The 14,431-nt window shown below is 56.0% G+C and carries 10 protein-coding genes and 2 other annotated features; of the genes, 8 read left to right on the top strand and 2 right to left on the bottom strand.

The window, feature by feature from the left end:
- Positions 1 to 49: 49 nt before the first annotated feature.
- Positions 50 to 1,075: a tRNA (adenosine(37)-N6)-threonylcarbamoyltransferase complex transferase subunit TsaD gene (gene tsaD, locus HMPREF1207_RS15870; protein WP_009675233.1), complete on the top strand. Its 1,026-nt coding sequence runs from the start codon at positions 50 to 52 to the stop codon at positions 1,073 to 1,075.
- A 211-nt stretch (positions 1,076 to 1,286) separates the two neighbouring features.
- Here tsaD and HMPREF1207_RS15875 read toward each other — a convergent pair whose 3' ends face one another.
- Positions 1,287 to 2,243 carry a macrolide 2'-phosphotransferase gene (locus HMPREF1207_RS15875; protein WP_009675196.1) on the bottom strand — a complete coding sequence of 319 codons (957 nt, stop codon included), beginning with the start codon at positions 2,241 to 2,243 and terminating at the stop codon, positions 1,287 to 1,289.
- A 350-nt stretch (positions 2,244 to 2,593) separates the two neighbouring features.
- Positions 2,594 to 2,942 (top strand) — a binding site (T-box leader).
- 242 nt (positions 2,943 to 3,184) lie between these two features.
- Positions 3,185 to 3,471, top strand: a binding site (T-box leader).
- A gap of 112 nt (positions 3,472 to 3,583) precedes the next feature.
- On the opposite strand from HMPREF1207_RS15875, the gene HMPREF1207_RS15880 reads away from it, so the two are divergent.
- The 3 genes from HMPREF1207_RS15880 to HMPREF1207_RS15890 all read left to right on the top strand — a co-directional run bounded on the left by HMPREF1207_RS15880 (position 3,584) and on the right by HMPREF1207_RS15890 (position 8,989).
- Positions 3,584 to 5,134, top strand: a complete 1,551-nt coding sequence (locus tag HMPREF1207_RS15880; protein ID WP_009675213.1) for a 2-isopropylmalate synthase — start codon at positions 3,584 to 3,586, stop codon at positions 5,132 to 5,134.
- Between the two features lie 305 nt (positions 5,135 to 5,439).
- Complete coding sequence (locus tag HMPREF1207_RS15885; RefSeq protein WP_009675229.1) at positions 5,440 to 7,191, top strand: alpha-glycosidase; 1,752 nt, start codon at positions 5,440 to 5,442, stop codon at positions 7,189 to 7,191.
- 46 nt (positions 7,192 to 7,237) lie between these two features.
- On the top strand, positions 7,238 to 8,989 hold the full coding sequence (locus HMPREF1207_RS15890) for a methyl-accepting chemotaxis protein (protein WP_009675176.1): 1,752 nt from the start codon (positions 7,238 to 7,240) through the stop codon (positions 8,987 to 8,989).
- 191 nt (positions 8,990 to 9,180) lie between these two features.
- Here HMPREF1207_RS15890 and HMPREF1207_RS15895 read toward each other — a convergent pair whose 3' ends face one another.
- Positions 9,181 to 11,136, bottom strand: coding sequence for an ABC-F family ATP-binding cassette domain-containing protein (locus tag HMPREF1207_RS15895; RefSeq protein WP_009675223.1), 1,956 nt, complete (start codon positions 11,134 to 11,136; stop codon positions 9,181 to 9,183).
- 331 nt (positions 11,137 to 11,467) lie between these two features.
- Here HMPREF1207_RS15895 and HMPREF1207_RS15900 point away from each other — a divergent pair, with 331 nt between their 5' ends.
- From HMPREF1207_RS15900 to HMPREF1207_RS15915, 4 genes are read left to right on the top strand one after another with little or no spacing between them, the layout of a single operon-like run.
- Positions 11,468 to 12,292, top strand: coding sequence for a 5-formyltetrahydrofolate cyclo-ligase (locus HMPREF1207_RS15900; RefSeq protein ID WP_009675178.1), 825 nt, complete (start codon positions 11,468 to 11,470; stop codon positions 12,290 to 12,292).
- On the top strand, positions 12,276 to 12,770 hold the full coding sequence (gene moaC, locus HMPREF1207_RS15905; RefSeq protein ID WP_009675189.1) for a cyclic pyranopterin monophosphate synthase MoaC: 495 nt from the start codon (positions 12,276 to 12,278) through the stop codon (positions 12,768 to 12,770). Before HMPREF1207_RS15900 ends, moaC begins: the two co-directional genes overlap by 17 nt.
- 36 nt (positions 12,771 to 12,806) lie before the next feature.
- The gene (gene mog / locus HMPREF1207_RS15910) at positions 12,807 to 13,307 is read left to right on the top strand and encodes a molybdopterin adenylyltransferase (RefSeq protein ID WP_009675197.1); all 501 of its coding nucleotides are present in this window, start codon (positions 12,807 to 12,809) and stop codon (positions 13,305 to 13,307) included.
- Positions 13,297 to 14,424: a molybdopterin-binding protein gene (locus tag HMPREF1207_RS15915; RefSeq protein WP_016423808.1), complete on the top strand. Its 1,128-nt coding sequence runs from the start codon at positions 13,297 to 13,299 to the stop codon at positions 14,422 to 14,424. The genes mog and HMPREF1207_RS15915 overlap by 11 nt, the downstream gene beginning before the upstream one ends.
- Positions 14,425 to 14,431: the final 7 nt, after the last annotated feature.

The raw sequence follows: 14,431 nt of genomic DNA on the forward strand, positions 1-14,431 counted from the left end.
GGCGGCAGCGTCCTGTTCGCATTCGATAAAAGGGAATGAAAAAAACGTCATGAACACTACAAAGCCTGTGTACATTCTGGCCATTGAAACAAGCTGCGACGAGACGTCCGCAGCCGTGATAGAGAACGGGACCGTTATCCGGTCCAACGTGGTTTCCAGCCAGATCGAAACCCACCGGCGCTTCGGCGGCGTCGTGCCCGAAATCGCATCCCGCCAGCATGTCGAGAGCATTACTTGGATTTTGCAGGAAGCGCTCGATCAGGCGGGGCTTGCGATGAAAGACATGTCCGCTATTGCGGTCACCCAAGGGCCCGGTCTGGTCGGCTCGCTGCTTGTCGGCGTAGTGGCGGCCAAAGCGCTGGCTTTCTCGCTCGGCCTGCCTCTGATCGGCGTGCATCATATCGCCGGGCATATTTATGCGAATCAGCTTGTCCACAAGCTGGAATATCCGCTGATTTCGCTTGTCGTCTCCGGCGGCCACACCGAACTTGTGTATATGGAGAGCGAAGGAAGCTTCAAGATCATCGGACAGACGCGTGACGACGCGGCCGGCGAGGCGTACGACAAAGTGGCGCGCGCCTTGAAACTGCCTTATCCGGGCGGTCCTCATATTGACCGCCTCGCCCAGGAAGCGGACGGAGAAATTCCGATGCCCCGTGCCTGGCTGGACGATTCCTACGATTTCAGCTTCAGCGGCTTGAAATCGGCGGTCCTTAACGTCCTTAACCAGTCGCGTATGCGCGGAGAGGAGCCGGTGGCGGCTCATGTCGCCAAAGGCTTCCAGTCCTCTGTGGTGGACGTGCTGGTGGAGAAAGCCGCACGGGCCGTCCGGGAGTACGGCGCCAAGCAGCTTCTGCTCGCGGGAGGAGTGGCGGCTAACCGCGGACTGCGCGAAGAGCTGACGAAGCGCTGTGCAGAGCTTGGCGTGCCCCTGCTGCTGCCGCCGATGGATCTCTGCTCCGACAATGCCGCCATGATCGGCGCCGCGGCTTTCCTCAAATGGAACCGCGGGGATATCACGGGGCCGGAGTTTAAGGCGGAGCCGGTGCTGAGCCTGGAGAAGTGGGGATACTGAGCTTAGGCCTATCACGAATAGTTGAAAATTTACCCCAGCTTCGTTTAGCGGGATAACAAAATAAACAAACAAAGACAGCCTCCGGGAAGTTTTAAGCAACCGGGGCTGTCTTTGTTTATTAATCACGCCATTTCGCTGCGCGCCAGGGGGTGAGGTTAGGGGGATTCATAAAAGGACAATTCGCCAAACTCCAGATGCAGCATCAATGAATTTAATCCGCCGACTTATGAACAGTGACTCCCAGAGCTTCGCGTGCCATGTCGGCATATTCCTCAAGCCCGGACTTAAGGGCGAACAAGCCGATGGTGACGGCGTAGGCCCCCTGCAATTGCGCGATATGCTCTTTCATCCTCGGCCAAACGCGTCCCCCTGCTTTTTCATATTCCTTCAGCAGTACCGACAAGGCTTCCTCGCCGAAAACGGTGTAAAACGCAGTAAAGTCCGTGGCCGGGTCTCCGCATTCCGCTTCCGTCCAGTCCAGCAGCCCGCAAACCCGCTCGTTTCCGTCGACCAGAATATGGCCCGGATGCAGATCGCCGTGGATCAGCGACGTATGCTCCGGCCAGTAGGAAGCGTCCGCGAGCCAAGCCTGCCAGCGCTCCCAAAGTTCGTCCGAAACGCCGTAGGCCTGCCGGACGACTTCCATACGAGCCGCAGCGGCTGCTCTCAGGTCAACGGCTTCTAAGGCTAACAGGCCCGCTTGTTCGGCGCCACGGCCGTCTATCCGGTGCAGGGAGGCCATTACTGCCGCAAGCGACTGAACGAATTCGGGGGAAGGAGCCTCGGGATCTATGTGCCACTTATAGGTTTTGGCGGCGGCATCGACGGTGGCCGCCGGCGTCCCGGGCAGCTTGCGGTAGGCAATGAAGTCGGGCCGGTTGATTTGCCAGCCGGGAACGGCAACGGGCAGCGAACGGCCGACAAGCTCCAGCACTTTAGCTTCGTAAGCGGCCGATTGGATAACGTCCGATCTCCTGGGGATACGGAGTATCCAGGAGGAATCGTCTGTCGAGCGGGCGGAAGCCGCCAGAAAGTCCAGCCCGGAATCGTTCAGCTCCAGGGGCTTCGACGGGTCCAGTTCCAGATTATATTTTGCCGCCAACAGGCGGAAATGGTTGAGTTGTTCTTGTTCCGTTAACGGTATTGATTTTTTTACGGAGTCGTTCATATCTCATAGCACCTCTTCATCTTTAATCAAGTAATCGAATCTCATGAAAGCATCCTTACGGGGGCAGCACAAATAAGCCTGATCTCTCTTTTTGAAAAAAAGAACAGGTGTAGGGTGTCAGTCCGCCTGCATTACCTGATCCGCATGAAGTGGATAACCATGTTAAACGCCCTCCTATCGATCTTAGGGGAAATCCCCTGTTTTAACCGTACCATAGGAGAGAAAACGCCGACAATGGGCGAGTTTTCCTTGATGAATTTTTTCCGCTCCCGCTTAAAATTTTGAACATTTTGACATTTTGTATTGACTTTGCGTTTTCGCGCATATTATAATCACAACAAGTTCAAAACGTACACGCAACGAACGGGAAAAGTAAGGTCATTCATGTCGCACAGAGAGCTGCGGGTTGGTGCAACGCAGCCGGATGAACCCTGAACTCGCCCGGGAGCGGTAAAACTGAACAACGCCGGCAAGCCCGTCCCGAACCCGTGAGACAGATGTCCCATCGGTCGGGTCAGAAGTCTTCGAAGCATCCGGCGAAGTAAGTTTTAACGGCTGGCCCCCGTGATCGGGCAGCGATTGGAACGTCCCGGTATCCGGATACCGGCCGACTTGTTTCCAAGAGCATCGAGTGGATTCGCCTTACGGCGGATCAATGAGAGTGGTAACGCGGAAGGCTAACGGCCTGTCGTCTCTTAAGTTAGAGACGGCAGGTCTTTTTTGCATCCTCTCCAGCAGACGGATGTGCACAGACAGCATTGATAAACAACAGCGAGATAGATGGGCATAGGCTAAGCAGGGCGGAACGGCGGTGACCACCGGTCGATCGTATAAGCGAAGCAAGAACGCGGCAGGCACAGCCTGCGATCATCGCAAATATAAACGAGCGGACATTCAGGCAGGAGCCGGTGTCCGGGAAACATCGAACAACATGTATATCCAAAAAGGCAATGAACAAGAGTAGTACGATCCGGTAACGGTACAGAGAGCTGCGGGGAGGTGCGACGCAGTCCGTAAGGGATCGGAACTCGCTTGGGAGCCGGGAGCCGAATGTTACGAATGCCGCATGAGCGGCCGTGACTCAAGCTTACAAACGGTTGGCCTCCGTTAACGGGCGCGCAGCGAATGTTAGGCTTCAATCCCTTTTGCATTCGCTGCCGTAAGCGGACTTTCCCGTGGGGAAGGTCAACAAGAGTGGTACCGCGCCGGCACAGCCGTCGTCTCTTTCTGGAGACGGCGGCTTTTTTGCATGCTCAGGGCGGCTGAGGAAGGCATGTCACAAAAAACTCCCAACCGGAGTTTTTAATAAACCCGAAACGGGTAATCAGGAGGATAACGAAATGACGAAACGGCAAATTAAAATTTTTGACACGACTTTGAGAGACGGCGAGCAGGCGCCGGGATGTTCCTTATATCCGGAAGAAAAGGTCCGCATCGCGCGGCAGCTTGTGAAAATGGGCGTGGATACGATCGAACCGGGCTTCCCGATCTCTAGTCCCGGCGATTTCGCCGCAGTGCAGCAGATTTCCCGTGAGCTGCAAGGGGTGGAAATCTGCGGTTTCGCGCGTGCGGTCAAGATCGACATCGACGCCGCGGTGAAGGCGACTCAGGACGCGGCTTTGCGGCGCATCCATATGTTTATCTCCTCGTCGGATATTCACCTGGACTTCCAGCTGCGCAAATCGCGCGAGCAGGTGCTGGCGGAAGCGCGCCAGATGGTTGCCTACGCGAAGCAGTTCTGCGAGCGGATCGAATTTACGGCCATGGATTCCAGCCGTACGGGCCGGGAGTATTTGTATGAGCTGGTGGAAGCGGTCATCGCCGAGGGCGCGACAATCATTAACCTGCCGGATACCGTCGGTTACGCCATGCCGGAAGATTACGGCAAAATGTTCTCGGATGTACGGAAGCATGCGAGAGGCGCCGACAAGGTGGAATTCAGCACCCACTGCCACAACGACTTGGGGCTTGCGGTTGCGAACAGCCTGGCGGCCATCCGTAACGGGGCGAACTATGTGGAAGTATCCGTGAACGGCATCGGAGAGCGGGCGGGCAACTGCTCCCTGGAAGAGATCGTTATGGCGATCGAGACGCACAAAGACACGCTGAACATGGAAACCGGCATCGCTCTGGAGGAAATCTACAATACGTCGACGATGGTTAGCCGGATGATGAATATGCCGATCGCGTTCAACAAGCCGGTCGTCGGCCGCAATGCCTTCCAGCACGAGTCGGGCATCCATCAGGACGGTTTGCTGAAAAACCGCAATACCTACGAAATCATGGAGCCTGAAAAGCTTGGAATTCCGCGTTCGATGATCATTCTGGGCAAGCATTCCGGCCGTCACGCTCTGAAGCATCGGATCGGCCAGTACGGTGTCGATTTGGACGCCCAGTCCTTAGAAGAAGTATACGCCCGCTTCAAGGACATGGCCGACGAGCAGAAGCACGTCACGGACGACGAGTTGATGAGTCTGGTCGGTGACGCGGGAGCTTCCGCGGCGGAGCGCTTCTCGCTGGTACAGCTTCAAGTCGTCAGCTCCAGCGACCGCAGCCGTGTGGCATCGGCCACCATCCGCGATAACGAGAGCGGCGCAGAGGCAACCTGGTCGGGCACCGGAGACGGACCGATCGAAGCGATCGTCAACTGCATCCGTCAAGCGGTTCCGATGGATGTGACGTTCGCCGATCTGGAGCTGTACTCCTTGTCCGCCAGCGAAAAGGCGACCGGCGAAGCGACCGTGACGGTCTCCTGCGGGACGCAGACCTACAAAAGCTCCGGCTTGGATGTCGATATTCTGTTTGCGACCGCCAAAGCTTTCCTGTCGGCCTGCAACCAGGCCGTGCGGGCCAACCCGAGTGCTTCACAAGGTGTAACCTTAATGGCTTAAATTATTAACAGGATGGGTGTGAAGAACTTATTCACACCCCCTGTGGATAATGTGCATAACTTGAAAAACTCCGTATTTTTCAGGCTTCCGCTTTTTCTTCCTTTTCCGTATAACTCTCGGATAACATTTTCAGCAGAATCTGTGGATAATGTGGATAAATCTGTTTATAAGTGCTTAAAGCGCCGAAAATCCGGCGCTTTTTTATATTTTATCTGTGGATGAAGATGTGGATAAAAAACGTGGTTCGGCCATGGAAAAAAATGTTTATATAAAAGGCAAAACTGATCCACAGGGAGTGAGCCTGAATGAATAGAGAAGCCTTTTATCACGGGACGAGAAGCAACTGGGCTTATGCGTATGATAACAAAACGATTCATTTGAGAGTCCGTACACAAAGGGATGACGTGGAAGAAATTACGGTGATCGCCAGCGATAAATACGATTGGGACACCTTTTATCAGGAAATATCCATGGCGAAAACCGCTTCGGATTCGCTGTTCGATTACTGGGAGGCGGAAGTCGTGCCCAGCTACAAACGCCTGTCCTACTGCTTCAGGCTGAGTGCAGGAAGCGAGCAGCTGTGGATGACGGAAACGGGTATTCATTCCGAACAGCCTCATCCGCCAGGGGGCTATTACGCGTTCCCGTATATTCATGAAATCGACTTGTTCAGTCCCCCGGCCTGGGCCAAGGATGCGATCTTTTATCAAATCTTCCCGGAGCGCTTTGCCAACGGAAATCCGGGGAACGATCCCGAAGGCGTACAGCCGTGGGGCGGAAAGCCGGAGCGCGACAACTTTTTCGGCGGAGACCTGCAGGGGGTGCTTGATCATCTCGACTATCTCGTGGATCTGGGCATCAATGCGATCTATTTCACCCCGGTGTTCAAGTCTCCTTCGAACCACAAGTACGATACGCTGGACTATATGCAGGTGGACCCTCATTTCGGCGATAACGCTCTGCTGAAGAAAGTGGTCGCGACCTGCCGCGAGCGCGGAATCCGGGTCATGCTGGATGCGGTTTTCAACCACAGCGCACTGGAGTTTCCGGCTTTTCAGGATGTGAAGGAGAAAGGGGAGGAGTCCGCCTTTGCCGACTGGTTCCATATCAACGAATACCCGGTTGCCGTAAAAAACGGAATTCCCACTTACGATACATTCGGTTTTTTCGAAGGCATGCCGAAATTCAATACAGCCAACCCCGAAGTGAAAAAGTATCTGCTCGACGTAGCCAAGTACTGGATCGAGGAGATCGGAATCGACGGCTGGCGGCTGGATGTCGCCGATGAAATCGACCACCGCTTCTGGCGTGAATTCAGGCAGGTGGTCAAAGCAGCTAATCCGGAAGCTTACATCGTCGGGGAGGTATGGAACGACTCCTTGATGTGGCTGCTGGGCGACCAGTTCGATTCCGTCATGAACTATCCGTTCTCGGACAAAGTACTGGAATTCTTCTCGGGTCCGGGCATGGACGGCCACTCCTTCGCGAGCAGCATGGGCTTCCTGCTCATGCGATATCCGAAACAGGCCAACGAGGTCGTCTTCAACCTGCTGTGCAGCCATGACACTCCGCGTGTATTGACGAGAGTAGGCGGCGACAAAAGAAGACTGAAGCTGTGCGTAGTCTTCCTGATGACGTACATGGGGACGCCGTGTATTTTTTACGGGGACGAAGTGGGGCTTCAAGGAGAAGGCGACCCGGATTGCCGCCAGTGTATGGAATGGCATCCCGATATGCAGGACCGCGAGCTGCTGGATTTCTATAAACTTCTGATCCATCTTCGCAAGGAAAACCGGGCACTGCGTGAAGGGAGTTTCCGGTTTTTGAAAGCGGACCACGGCGATCCCTGCATCATTTACGAACGGATCGACGCCCATACGCATTTTACGATCTGGATGAACAATACCGAGGAGCGGATTACGCTGCAGCATCCTATGGTGGCGGAAGATTGGCGCGATGCGCTTTCGCAGGAAGAGGTCAGACCGGTGGACGGCGTGATGCATATCGAGCTGGAGGAACTGGGCTACAGAATTTTATATAGAACGTTAAAAAAATAGTCGAATGTTGTCGATATAGTTCCTATCTAACTATTTGGGGGGAACTATGAAATACTTAAAACGAAGCGTGACGGCGAAAATGATCACGATGATGGCAGCACTGGTGGTGGTCCTTTGCGCGTTGATCATGACCTTGACTTATTTGCAGCAGAAAAACGATTACTACAGCCGACTCAAATCGATTGAGCGGGTCGTAGAACTGGGATGGGAGCAGCAGCTTCCTGTCCTTACAAAGGCAATGGATCAGATGAAAAGCACGGGGAAACCGGACGCCGCAGCAGCCGAGATGGAAGCGATTCGCACGATGATGGAGCATTATGTAAAAGACGGAGATATGTCCAACGTCGCCCTATACTATCCGGAGGAAAAAACGGCGGACGGCAAGATGGCTCTGACCGTTGTCGCGGCCAATGAGACACTGGATAAGGCGGGGCTTAAGCCTTTGACGGACTACGCCTTCTCCGAGCAGTACACGAAAGCTTTCGAAACGGTTAAAAAGACCGGAGGCCAGGGCGTAACGCCGGTATATACCGATCAGGCGGGAGAATGGGTGACCATTCTGAGCCCGGTTGCGGACGAGGCCGGCAAAACAATGGCTTATGTCGGCATTGACTTTGACTATGACATGCTATCCTGGGATTTGAACAAAAGGCTGCTGATGAGCTTGGCTTTTTACGTGGGCATGGCTGTGTTGTTCGCCTTGCTTCTGGGTGTATTCACCCGCAGAATTCTTAAACCCATCGGGGAGCTTTCCCGCCTGTCGCTGGAAGTGGCGGAAGGAAATCTGGCCGTGTCCATTCCGGTCCGCAGCGAAGACGAGTTCGGAACGCTGGCCCGGAATTTCAACGCGATGACGGCGAGCATCCACAGCCTCATTCTAGATATCCGGGAGTCTTCCGACCAGGTGAGTCATGCCGCAGAGGTGCTGGATACCAACGCGAAACAGACGACGCAGGCCACGCATCAGATCGCGACGGCGATCGAGCAGGTAGCGTCCGGAGCGGAGCGCCAGCTGCAGAGCACGCAGGAAAGCTCGAACGCCATGGAAGAGATGGCGACGGGCATTCAGCGAATTGCCGAATCCGCGGGATATGCGGCGCAATCCTCGGAATCCGCTTCCGAAGAGGCGGCCCGGGGCAACGGGATGATTCAGCACAATGTGAGGCAGATGAGCCGGATGAACGATACGGTGCAGCGTTCCGTGGAATCGATCAACCAGCTTGCGCAGCTGTCCGAGGAAATCGGCGGCATTACGGCGCTGATCTCGGATATCGCGAACCAGACGAATCTGCTGGCGCTGAATGCGGCAATCGAGGCTGCACGCGCAGGAGAACACGGACGCGGCTTCTCGGTCGTATCCGATGAAATCCGCAAGCTTGCCGAGCAGTCCAGGCAGTCCTCGGACAAAATCGCCGAGCTGGTCGTCACGATCCGCACCGGTACGGGTCAGGCCGTGGGCACGATGAGCCATACGGCCGAAGAAGTGACGGAGATGACCAAGCTCGTTTCCGAGAGCGGGGAAGCCTTCCAGCGCATCGTCAATCATATGGACGAGCTTGCGAAGCAGATTCTGGAGGTTTCTTCGTCCTCCCAGCAGATGTCCGCCGGAACGGAAGAAGTAGCCGCGTCCATCTCGGAGCTGTCCCATATGAACCAGCAGACCGTGGAAAGCTCCCAGACCGTTGCCGCTTCTTCGGAAGAGCAGCTCGCTTCCATGGAGGATATTTCCGCTTCGGCCGGTGCGCTGAGCGATATGTCCCGGGAGCTTAAGCAGAGCATCAGCCGGTTTAAGCTGTAATTGGCGAAAGTCCGAACGACAGGAAGACCTACAGGGGCCTGTCGTCCGGTTCGTCGGACTAATCAAGCCTAACCTGATTCTTCCGCTCCGGTTCGTCGGCTTCTCGCATAAAGCGGGATAACTGCAGGTATAACAAAAAGAGGCCCGCCAGGCCTCTTTTTTGCATTTATTTTGTTGGGCGGGGGCTGAATTCAGCCCACAAGAGTCTCCCACTCCTCGTAGCACGCTTGCAGGCTTCCTTTTTTCTGCTCGATGAGGGCGTTCTTCTCCTGGACAAGCACATAATCGTTGTAGACCGCCGGATCGGCCAGTTCCTCTTCAAGAGCGGTCACTTCCTCCTCCAGCCGGGCGATATCCTGCTCGAGCTGCTCGATCCGCCGCTGGCGGTTGCGCTCTTCCCGTTTGGCCTGCTTGTCCGCTTCGTAAGACGAAGGTTTATCCGTCTGCTGCGCCGCGGCAGACGCCGAAGAGGCCTTGGCCTTGCTGTCGCGGGCCGCCTGTTCACGGGCGCGTTCGGCTTCCATTTCGGCGAGCTCCGCTTTTTTCTCGAGATAATCGTCGTAGTTGCCGAGATAATGGGTCACGCCGTGGCGTTCCAGTTCCAGCATGCTTTCCGCCATTTTGTTCAGGAAATAACGGTCATGGGAAATGAAGAGCAGGGTGCCTTCGTAATCGAGCAGAGCCGATTCGAGCACTTCCTTGCTGTACAAGTCCAGATGGTTGGTCGGCTCATCGAGGATGAGCATATTCGCATTAAGCAGCATAAGCTTGGCGAGCGCTACGCGCGCCTTCTCACCGCCGCTTAGGGACGCGATTTTTTTGAACACATCCTCGCCGCTGAAAAGAAAGTTGCCGAGCACGGAGCGGATGCGCGCTTCTTCAATAGTAGGGAACGTGTCCCAGACCTCTTCCAGGATCGTCTTCTGCGGGTTCAGGGTCGTTTGTTCCTGATCGTAGTAGCCGATCTTGACGTTGGTTCCCCAGCGGATGGCGCCGGTATCGGGGGACAGCTTGCCGATCAGGGTTTTCAGCAGGGTCGTCTTGCCGATACCGTTCGGGCCGATCAGGGCGGCCGTTTCGCCGCGCCTCAGCTCGAACGAGACGGAATCGAGAAGGCGTTTGCCTTCGCCCACGGACAGCGCCAGCTCCCTCACCTGCAGAACTTCCTTGCCGGAGGTCTGATCGATCTGGAAGGAAAAGCTGGCACGCTTGAGATCGCCGAGAGGCTTGTCGATCCGTTCCATCCGCTCCAGCGCTTTGCGGCGGCTCTGCGCGCGCTTGGTCGTCGTGGCGCGGACGATATTTTTCTGCACGAAGTCCTCCATGCGGGCAATCTCTTCCTGCTGCTTCTCAAACTGCTTCATGCGGATTTCATAGTCCGCTTCCTTCAGTTCGACGAAACGGGAATAGTTGCCCGTGTAGCGCTTGGACGACGTGCGCTCGATTTCGTAGATCGCCGTAACGAGCGAGTCGAGGAAATAGCGGTCGTGGGATACGACCAGAATAGCGCCGGGATACCCGCGCAGGTAGGACTCCAGCCACGTCAACGTGCGGATGTCCAGATGGTTGGTCGGTTCGTCGAGAAGAAGCAAGTCCGGCTCTTCCAGGAGCATTTTGGCCAGCGCGAGACGGGTTTTCTGCCCGCCGCTGAGCGTCTGGATCAGCGTATCGGGAGGAAACTCCCCAAACCCCATACCGTGCAGGATTCCGCGTATTCTGGCTTCGATCTCGTAACCGCCCCGCTCACGGAACCACTCGGATCTGGCGGAATACCGGTTCATCGTGTCCTCGTACGCCTTAGCGTTATCGATGAGCTTGGGATCCGCCATCTGCTGTTCCAGCTCGCGCAGCTCTCTCTCGACGGCATAAAGCGCCGTAAAGACCGTGCGCATTTCCTCGAGGATCGTTTTGTCCGTCTGCAGACCGCCGTTCTGGCGGAGATAGCCGATCCGGGTTTCTTTGGCTTTAAAAATGTCGCCTTCATCGTAAGAAAGGTCGCCTGCAATAATTTGCAGCAGAGTCGACTTGCCGGCCCCGTTCACACCGACCAGACCGATTCTTTCGCGGTCTTCGATTTGCAGGGATATGTTAGAAAGCACGGACGAAGTGCCGTAGCTTTTACCGATTCCGTTTACTTGGAGAAGCATCTTTCGTTATTACCTCCATGATTGCACGATTTTCTTCATTAATACGGCTGCTTCGCAAAGTCGCGGGAATTAACCTGGCGAGATTTGCAAGCAGGCTCCGCCGCGGATAAGAATGACTCTTTTTAGTGTACAGGAAAAACGCCTCGAGGAAAACTGAACACATTTTTTTCAAACTTCCCGGCAATGTGATAAAATAATATATACTACTGTCTGCATATGCCTTCTATCTAAAATAGAGCTCTTTGCCCCGCAGGCAGACAACCATCTACGAAATCCTGCCAGTCAGTCCAAAAATAACAGCCCCAGCCGGAAAGAGGTTGCAGCTTTATACATGAACGGTTCCGATAAAAAAGAAATCCGCCGGCACGTCGAAACGCTCCGGTCGCAATTGACGCCTAAGGAGAGAGCAAGCCTTGAGCGCCGGGTCAACGAAAGGCTGACCGCCTGGTTGAAAGGCATAATCGCCAGCCGGGAACTTTCACCCGATACCTCCGGCGGTACGGCGCCTTTGCCGTTGAAACAGCCGCAAGAAACGGCTCTTTCAGAAGAAAACTGTCCGAGTCACGAGTACTCCGGCACAAGATTGTCCACGGGCCGGGAAACGGCCGGAAGCTGCGGCTCTTCCCGTCTGCCGGACATTCCGATCGTTCTGGCTTATGTCCCCTTCCGCACGGAATGCGGGATTCACAGGACCATCGAGGCCTGCTGGGAAGCGGGCATCCGCGTTTTTGTGCCTCGTTCGCTGCATGCATCGAGAGAGCTTCTTTTTCACGAAATCAGGCAGTGGAAAGACCTGCAGAAAGGAATGCACGGCATAATGGAGCCAGACCCCCTGAGCCCCACTTTGCAGGATCCCCTCACCGCTTTCGCTGTTCTCGTACCCGGACTTGCTTTTGATACCTCTTGCGGAAGGCTCGGATATGGAGGCGGTTATTACGACCGCTTTCTTGAAAAGCTGCTGCAAACCGCTCGCGAGGAAGGACGGGATGCGCCGCTTTTTGCGGCGGCGGCCTTTGACGTGCAGCTTGTAGAGCGCCTTCCCGTGGAACCGCACGATATCCGTCTGGACGTGCTGATTACGGAGAGCGCCGCATATATCCGGGATCCGGCAGCGGACCGGAAGAGGGGAGAGGGATCGGATGGAGCAGCCGGATAAACTGACTCATTTTAATGAACAAGGGCGCGCCAAAATGGTCGACATCAGCGATAAAAAGGAGACCAAGCGGACAGCCGTTGCCCGTACCCGCATTACGATGCTGCCGGAAACGCTGCTGCGCATCCGTGAAGGGCGGCTTGCCAAAGGCGATGTGCTTGCTGTCGCCCAGGTGGCCGGCATCATGGCGGCGAAGAAAACGGCCGACTGGATTCCGATGTGCCACCCGCTCGCGCTGTCCGGGGTGGACATCCGCTTCGTATACGAAAGCGGGACGGAACTCGGCATCGAAGCCGAAGTGCGCACAACGGGACCGACCGGCGTGGAAATGGAGGCGCTGACGGCCGTATCGGCTGCGGCCCTGACCGTGTATGATATGTGCAAAGCACTCCAGAAGGACATGGTGATCGGGCCTACGATGCTCGTAACCAAAACCGGCGGTAAAAATGGAGATTTTCACAGATTTGATACCCATTCTTAATCAAATTTTGTTACAGTAGAGGAAGAGGTGAGAGGAATGCGCTGGAAAGTTGCGATTCTAACTGCCAGTGACCGCGGATCGAGGGGAGAACGGGAAGATACGAGCGCCCAAGTCATCCGCGAGCTGGTAGAGGAAGAGATTCAAGGAGATATCATTGAATACCGCGTCGTACCGGATGAAATGGACGAAATTATGGCGGCTCTTATAGAAATGACCGACTACTTTCAGGCGGATCTCATCTTGACGACAGGCGGAACGGGTCTTGCGGCCCGGGACGTTACCCCGGAAGCGACCTTGAGCGTCATCGACCGTTCGGCACCCGGTTTTGCCGAAGCCATGCGGATGAAATCGATCGAGAAGTCTCCTCGGGCTATGCTTTCGCGAGCGGTGACCGGAATCCGGGGCTCTACGCTGATCATTAACCTGCCGGGAAGCCCCAAGGGTGTCCATGAAAGTCTCATGGCCATTATTGATGTGCTTCCTCATGCCTTGTCGATCCTAACGGGCCGGGAGCAGGAACATGCGGATGAAAGCTGACTCCATGCTTCGTGAAGTAAAAGTGGAGGATGCGGTCGGTCTGGTCCTCGCTCACGACTTGACCCAGATTATTCCGGGGGAGTTCAAGGGGCGCTTGTTCCGCAAAGGCCACCAGATTTCGGAAGAAGATATTCCCGCTTTGCTAAGCATCGGCAAGGAGCATATTTACGTGCTGGAACTTGCCGAAGGCTACCTTCACGAGGATGAGGCGGCTCTTCGTCTGGCGAGCGCCGTGCGGGGAGCGAACACCGAACGGACGGAACCGCACGAAGGCAAGGTGACGCTGAAATCGGCGATTCACGGGCTGGCCAAGATCGACAAAGTGTTCGTCGATCAAGTCAACGGCATAGGTCGCATCGTGATGTCGACCATCCGCACGAATACGGTCGTTAAACCCGGGCAGCCTCTCGCGGGAACCCGGGTCATTCCGCTCGTCATCGAGGAGGAGCCTGTCGCCCGTGTGGAACGGCTGGCTGCGCAGCGAAGAAGCGGCCAAGCCTTGGACGCCGGGAGTTTGAAGCCGGAGAACGACGGCCCGGCGGATGCGGCCGGCAAGAGTGCGGCTCCTTCCGGAGCTTCCACGGCTTCGCCGGAGGAAGCTCCGGCGGCAGCGGCGGGGCTTGTCGCCGTGAAGCCGTTCCGCAGCCTGCGGGCGGGGCTGATCACCACCGGCAGCGAAGTGTTCAAGGGCCGAATCCGGGACAAATTCGGCCCTGTCGTGCGAGCCAAAGTCGAGGCGCTCGGCTCGAAGGTGATCGACCAGCGGTTCACGCCGGACGACATGGATGCGATCGTAACCGAGATCCGGTATTTCCTCGGACTCGGCGCGGATCTCATCCTGGTCACCGGCGGCATGTCGGTCGATCCCGACGACCGCACGCCCGGGGCCATATCCCGGGCGGGCGCCCGCATCGTCAGCTACGGGACGCCGATGCTGCCCGGCTCGATGCTGATGATGGCTTATATCGGCAGCGTCCCGGTAATGGGGCTGCCGGGCTGCGTGATGCACGATCCGTACACGTCCTTCGACGTGCTTCTCCCGCGTATCTGCGCCGGGGAAGAGATTTTCCGCGAAGATATTACGGAGATGGGATACGGCGGCCTGCTCGGCTGCTGATTACACA

Origin of the sequence: Paenibacillus sp. HGH0039, from assembly GCF_000411255.1 — a bacterium.
GTDB lineage: Bacteria > Bacillota > Bacilli > Paenibacillales > NBRC-103111 > Paenibacillus_F.

What these genes read in the sequence shown, in the direction of transcription:
- tsaD (WP_009675233.1), top strand. Translation starts at nt 50, where the DNA reads ATGAACACTACAAAGCCTGTGTACATTCTGGCCATTGAAACAAGCTGC.
- HMPREF1207_RS15875 (WP_009675196.1), bottom strand. Translation starts at nt 2,243, where the DNA reads ATGAACGACTCCGTAAAAAAATCAATACCGTTAACGGAACAAGAACAA.
- HMPREF1207_RS15880 (WP_009675213.1), top strand. Translation starts at nt 3,584, where the DNA reads ATGACGAAACGGCAAATTAAAATTTTTGACACGACTTTGAGAGACGGC.
- HMPREF1207_RS15885 (WP_009675229.1), top strand. Translation starts at nt 5,440, where the DNA reads ATGAATAGAGAAGCCTTTTATCACGGGACGAGAAGCAACTGGGCTTAT.
- HMPREF1207_RS15890 (WP_009675176.1), top strand. Translation starts at nt 7,238, where the DNA reads ATGAAATACTTAAAACGAAGCGTGACGGCGAAAATGATCACGATGATG.
- HMPREF1207_RS15895 (WP_009675223.1), bottom strand. Translation starts at nt 11,136, where the DNA reads ATGCTTCTCCAAGTAAACGGAATCGGTAAAAGCTACGGCACTTCGTCC.
- HMPREF1207_RS15900 (WP_009675178.1), top strand. Translation starts at nt 11,468, where the DNA reads ATGAACGGTTCCGATAAAAAAGAAATCCGCCGGCACGTCGAAACGCTC.
- moaC (WP_009675189.1), top strand. Translation starts at nt 12,276, where the DNA reads ATGGAGCAGCCGGATAAACTGACTCATTTTAATGAACAAGGGCGCGCC.
- mog (WP_009675197.1), top strand. Translation starts at nt 12,807, where the DNA reads ATGCGCTGGAAAGTTGCGATTCTAACTGCCAGTGACCGCGGATCGAGG.
- HMPREF1207_RS15915 (WP_016423808.1), top strand. Translation starts at nt 13,297, where the DNA reads ATGAAAGCTGACTCCATGCTTCGTGAAGTAAAAGTGGAGGATGCGGTC.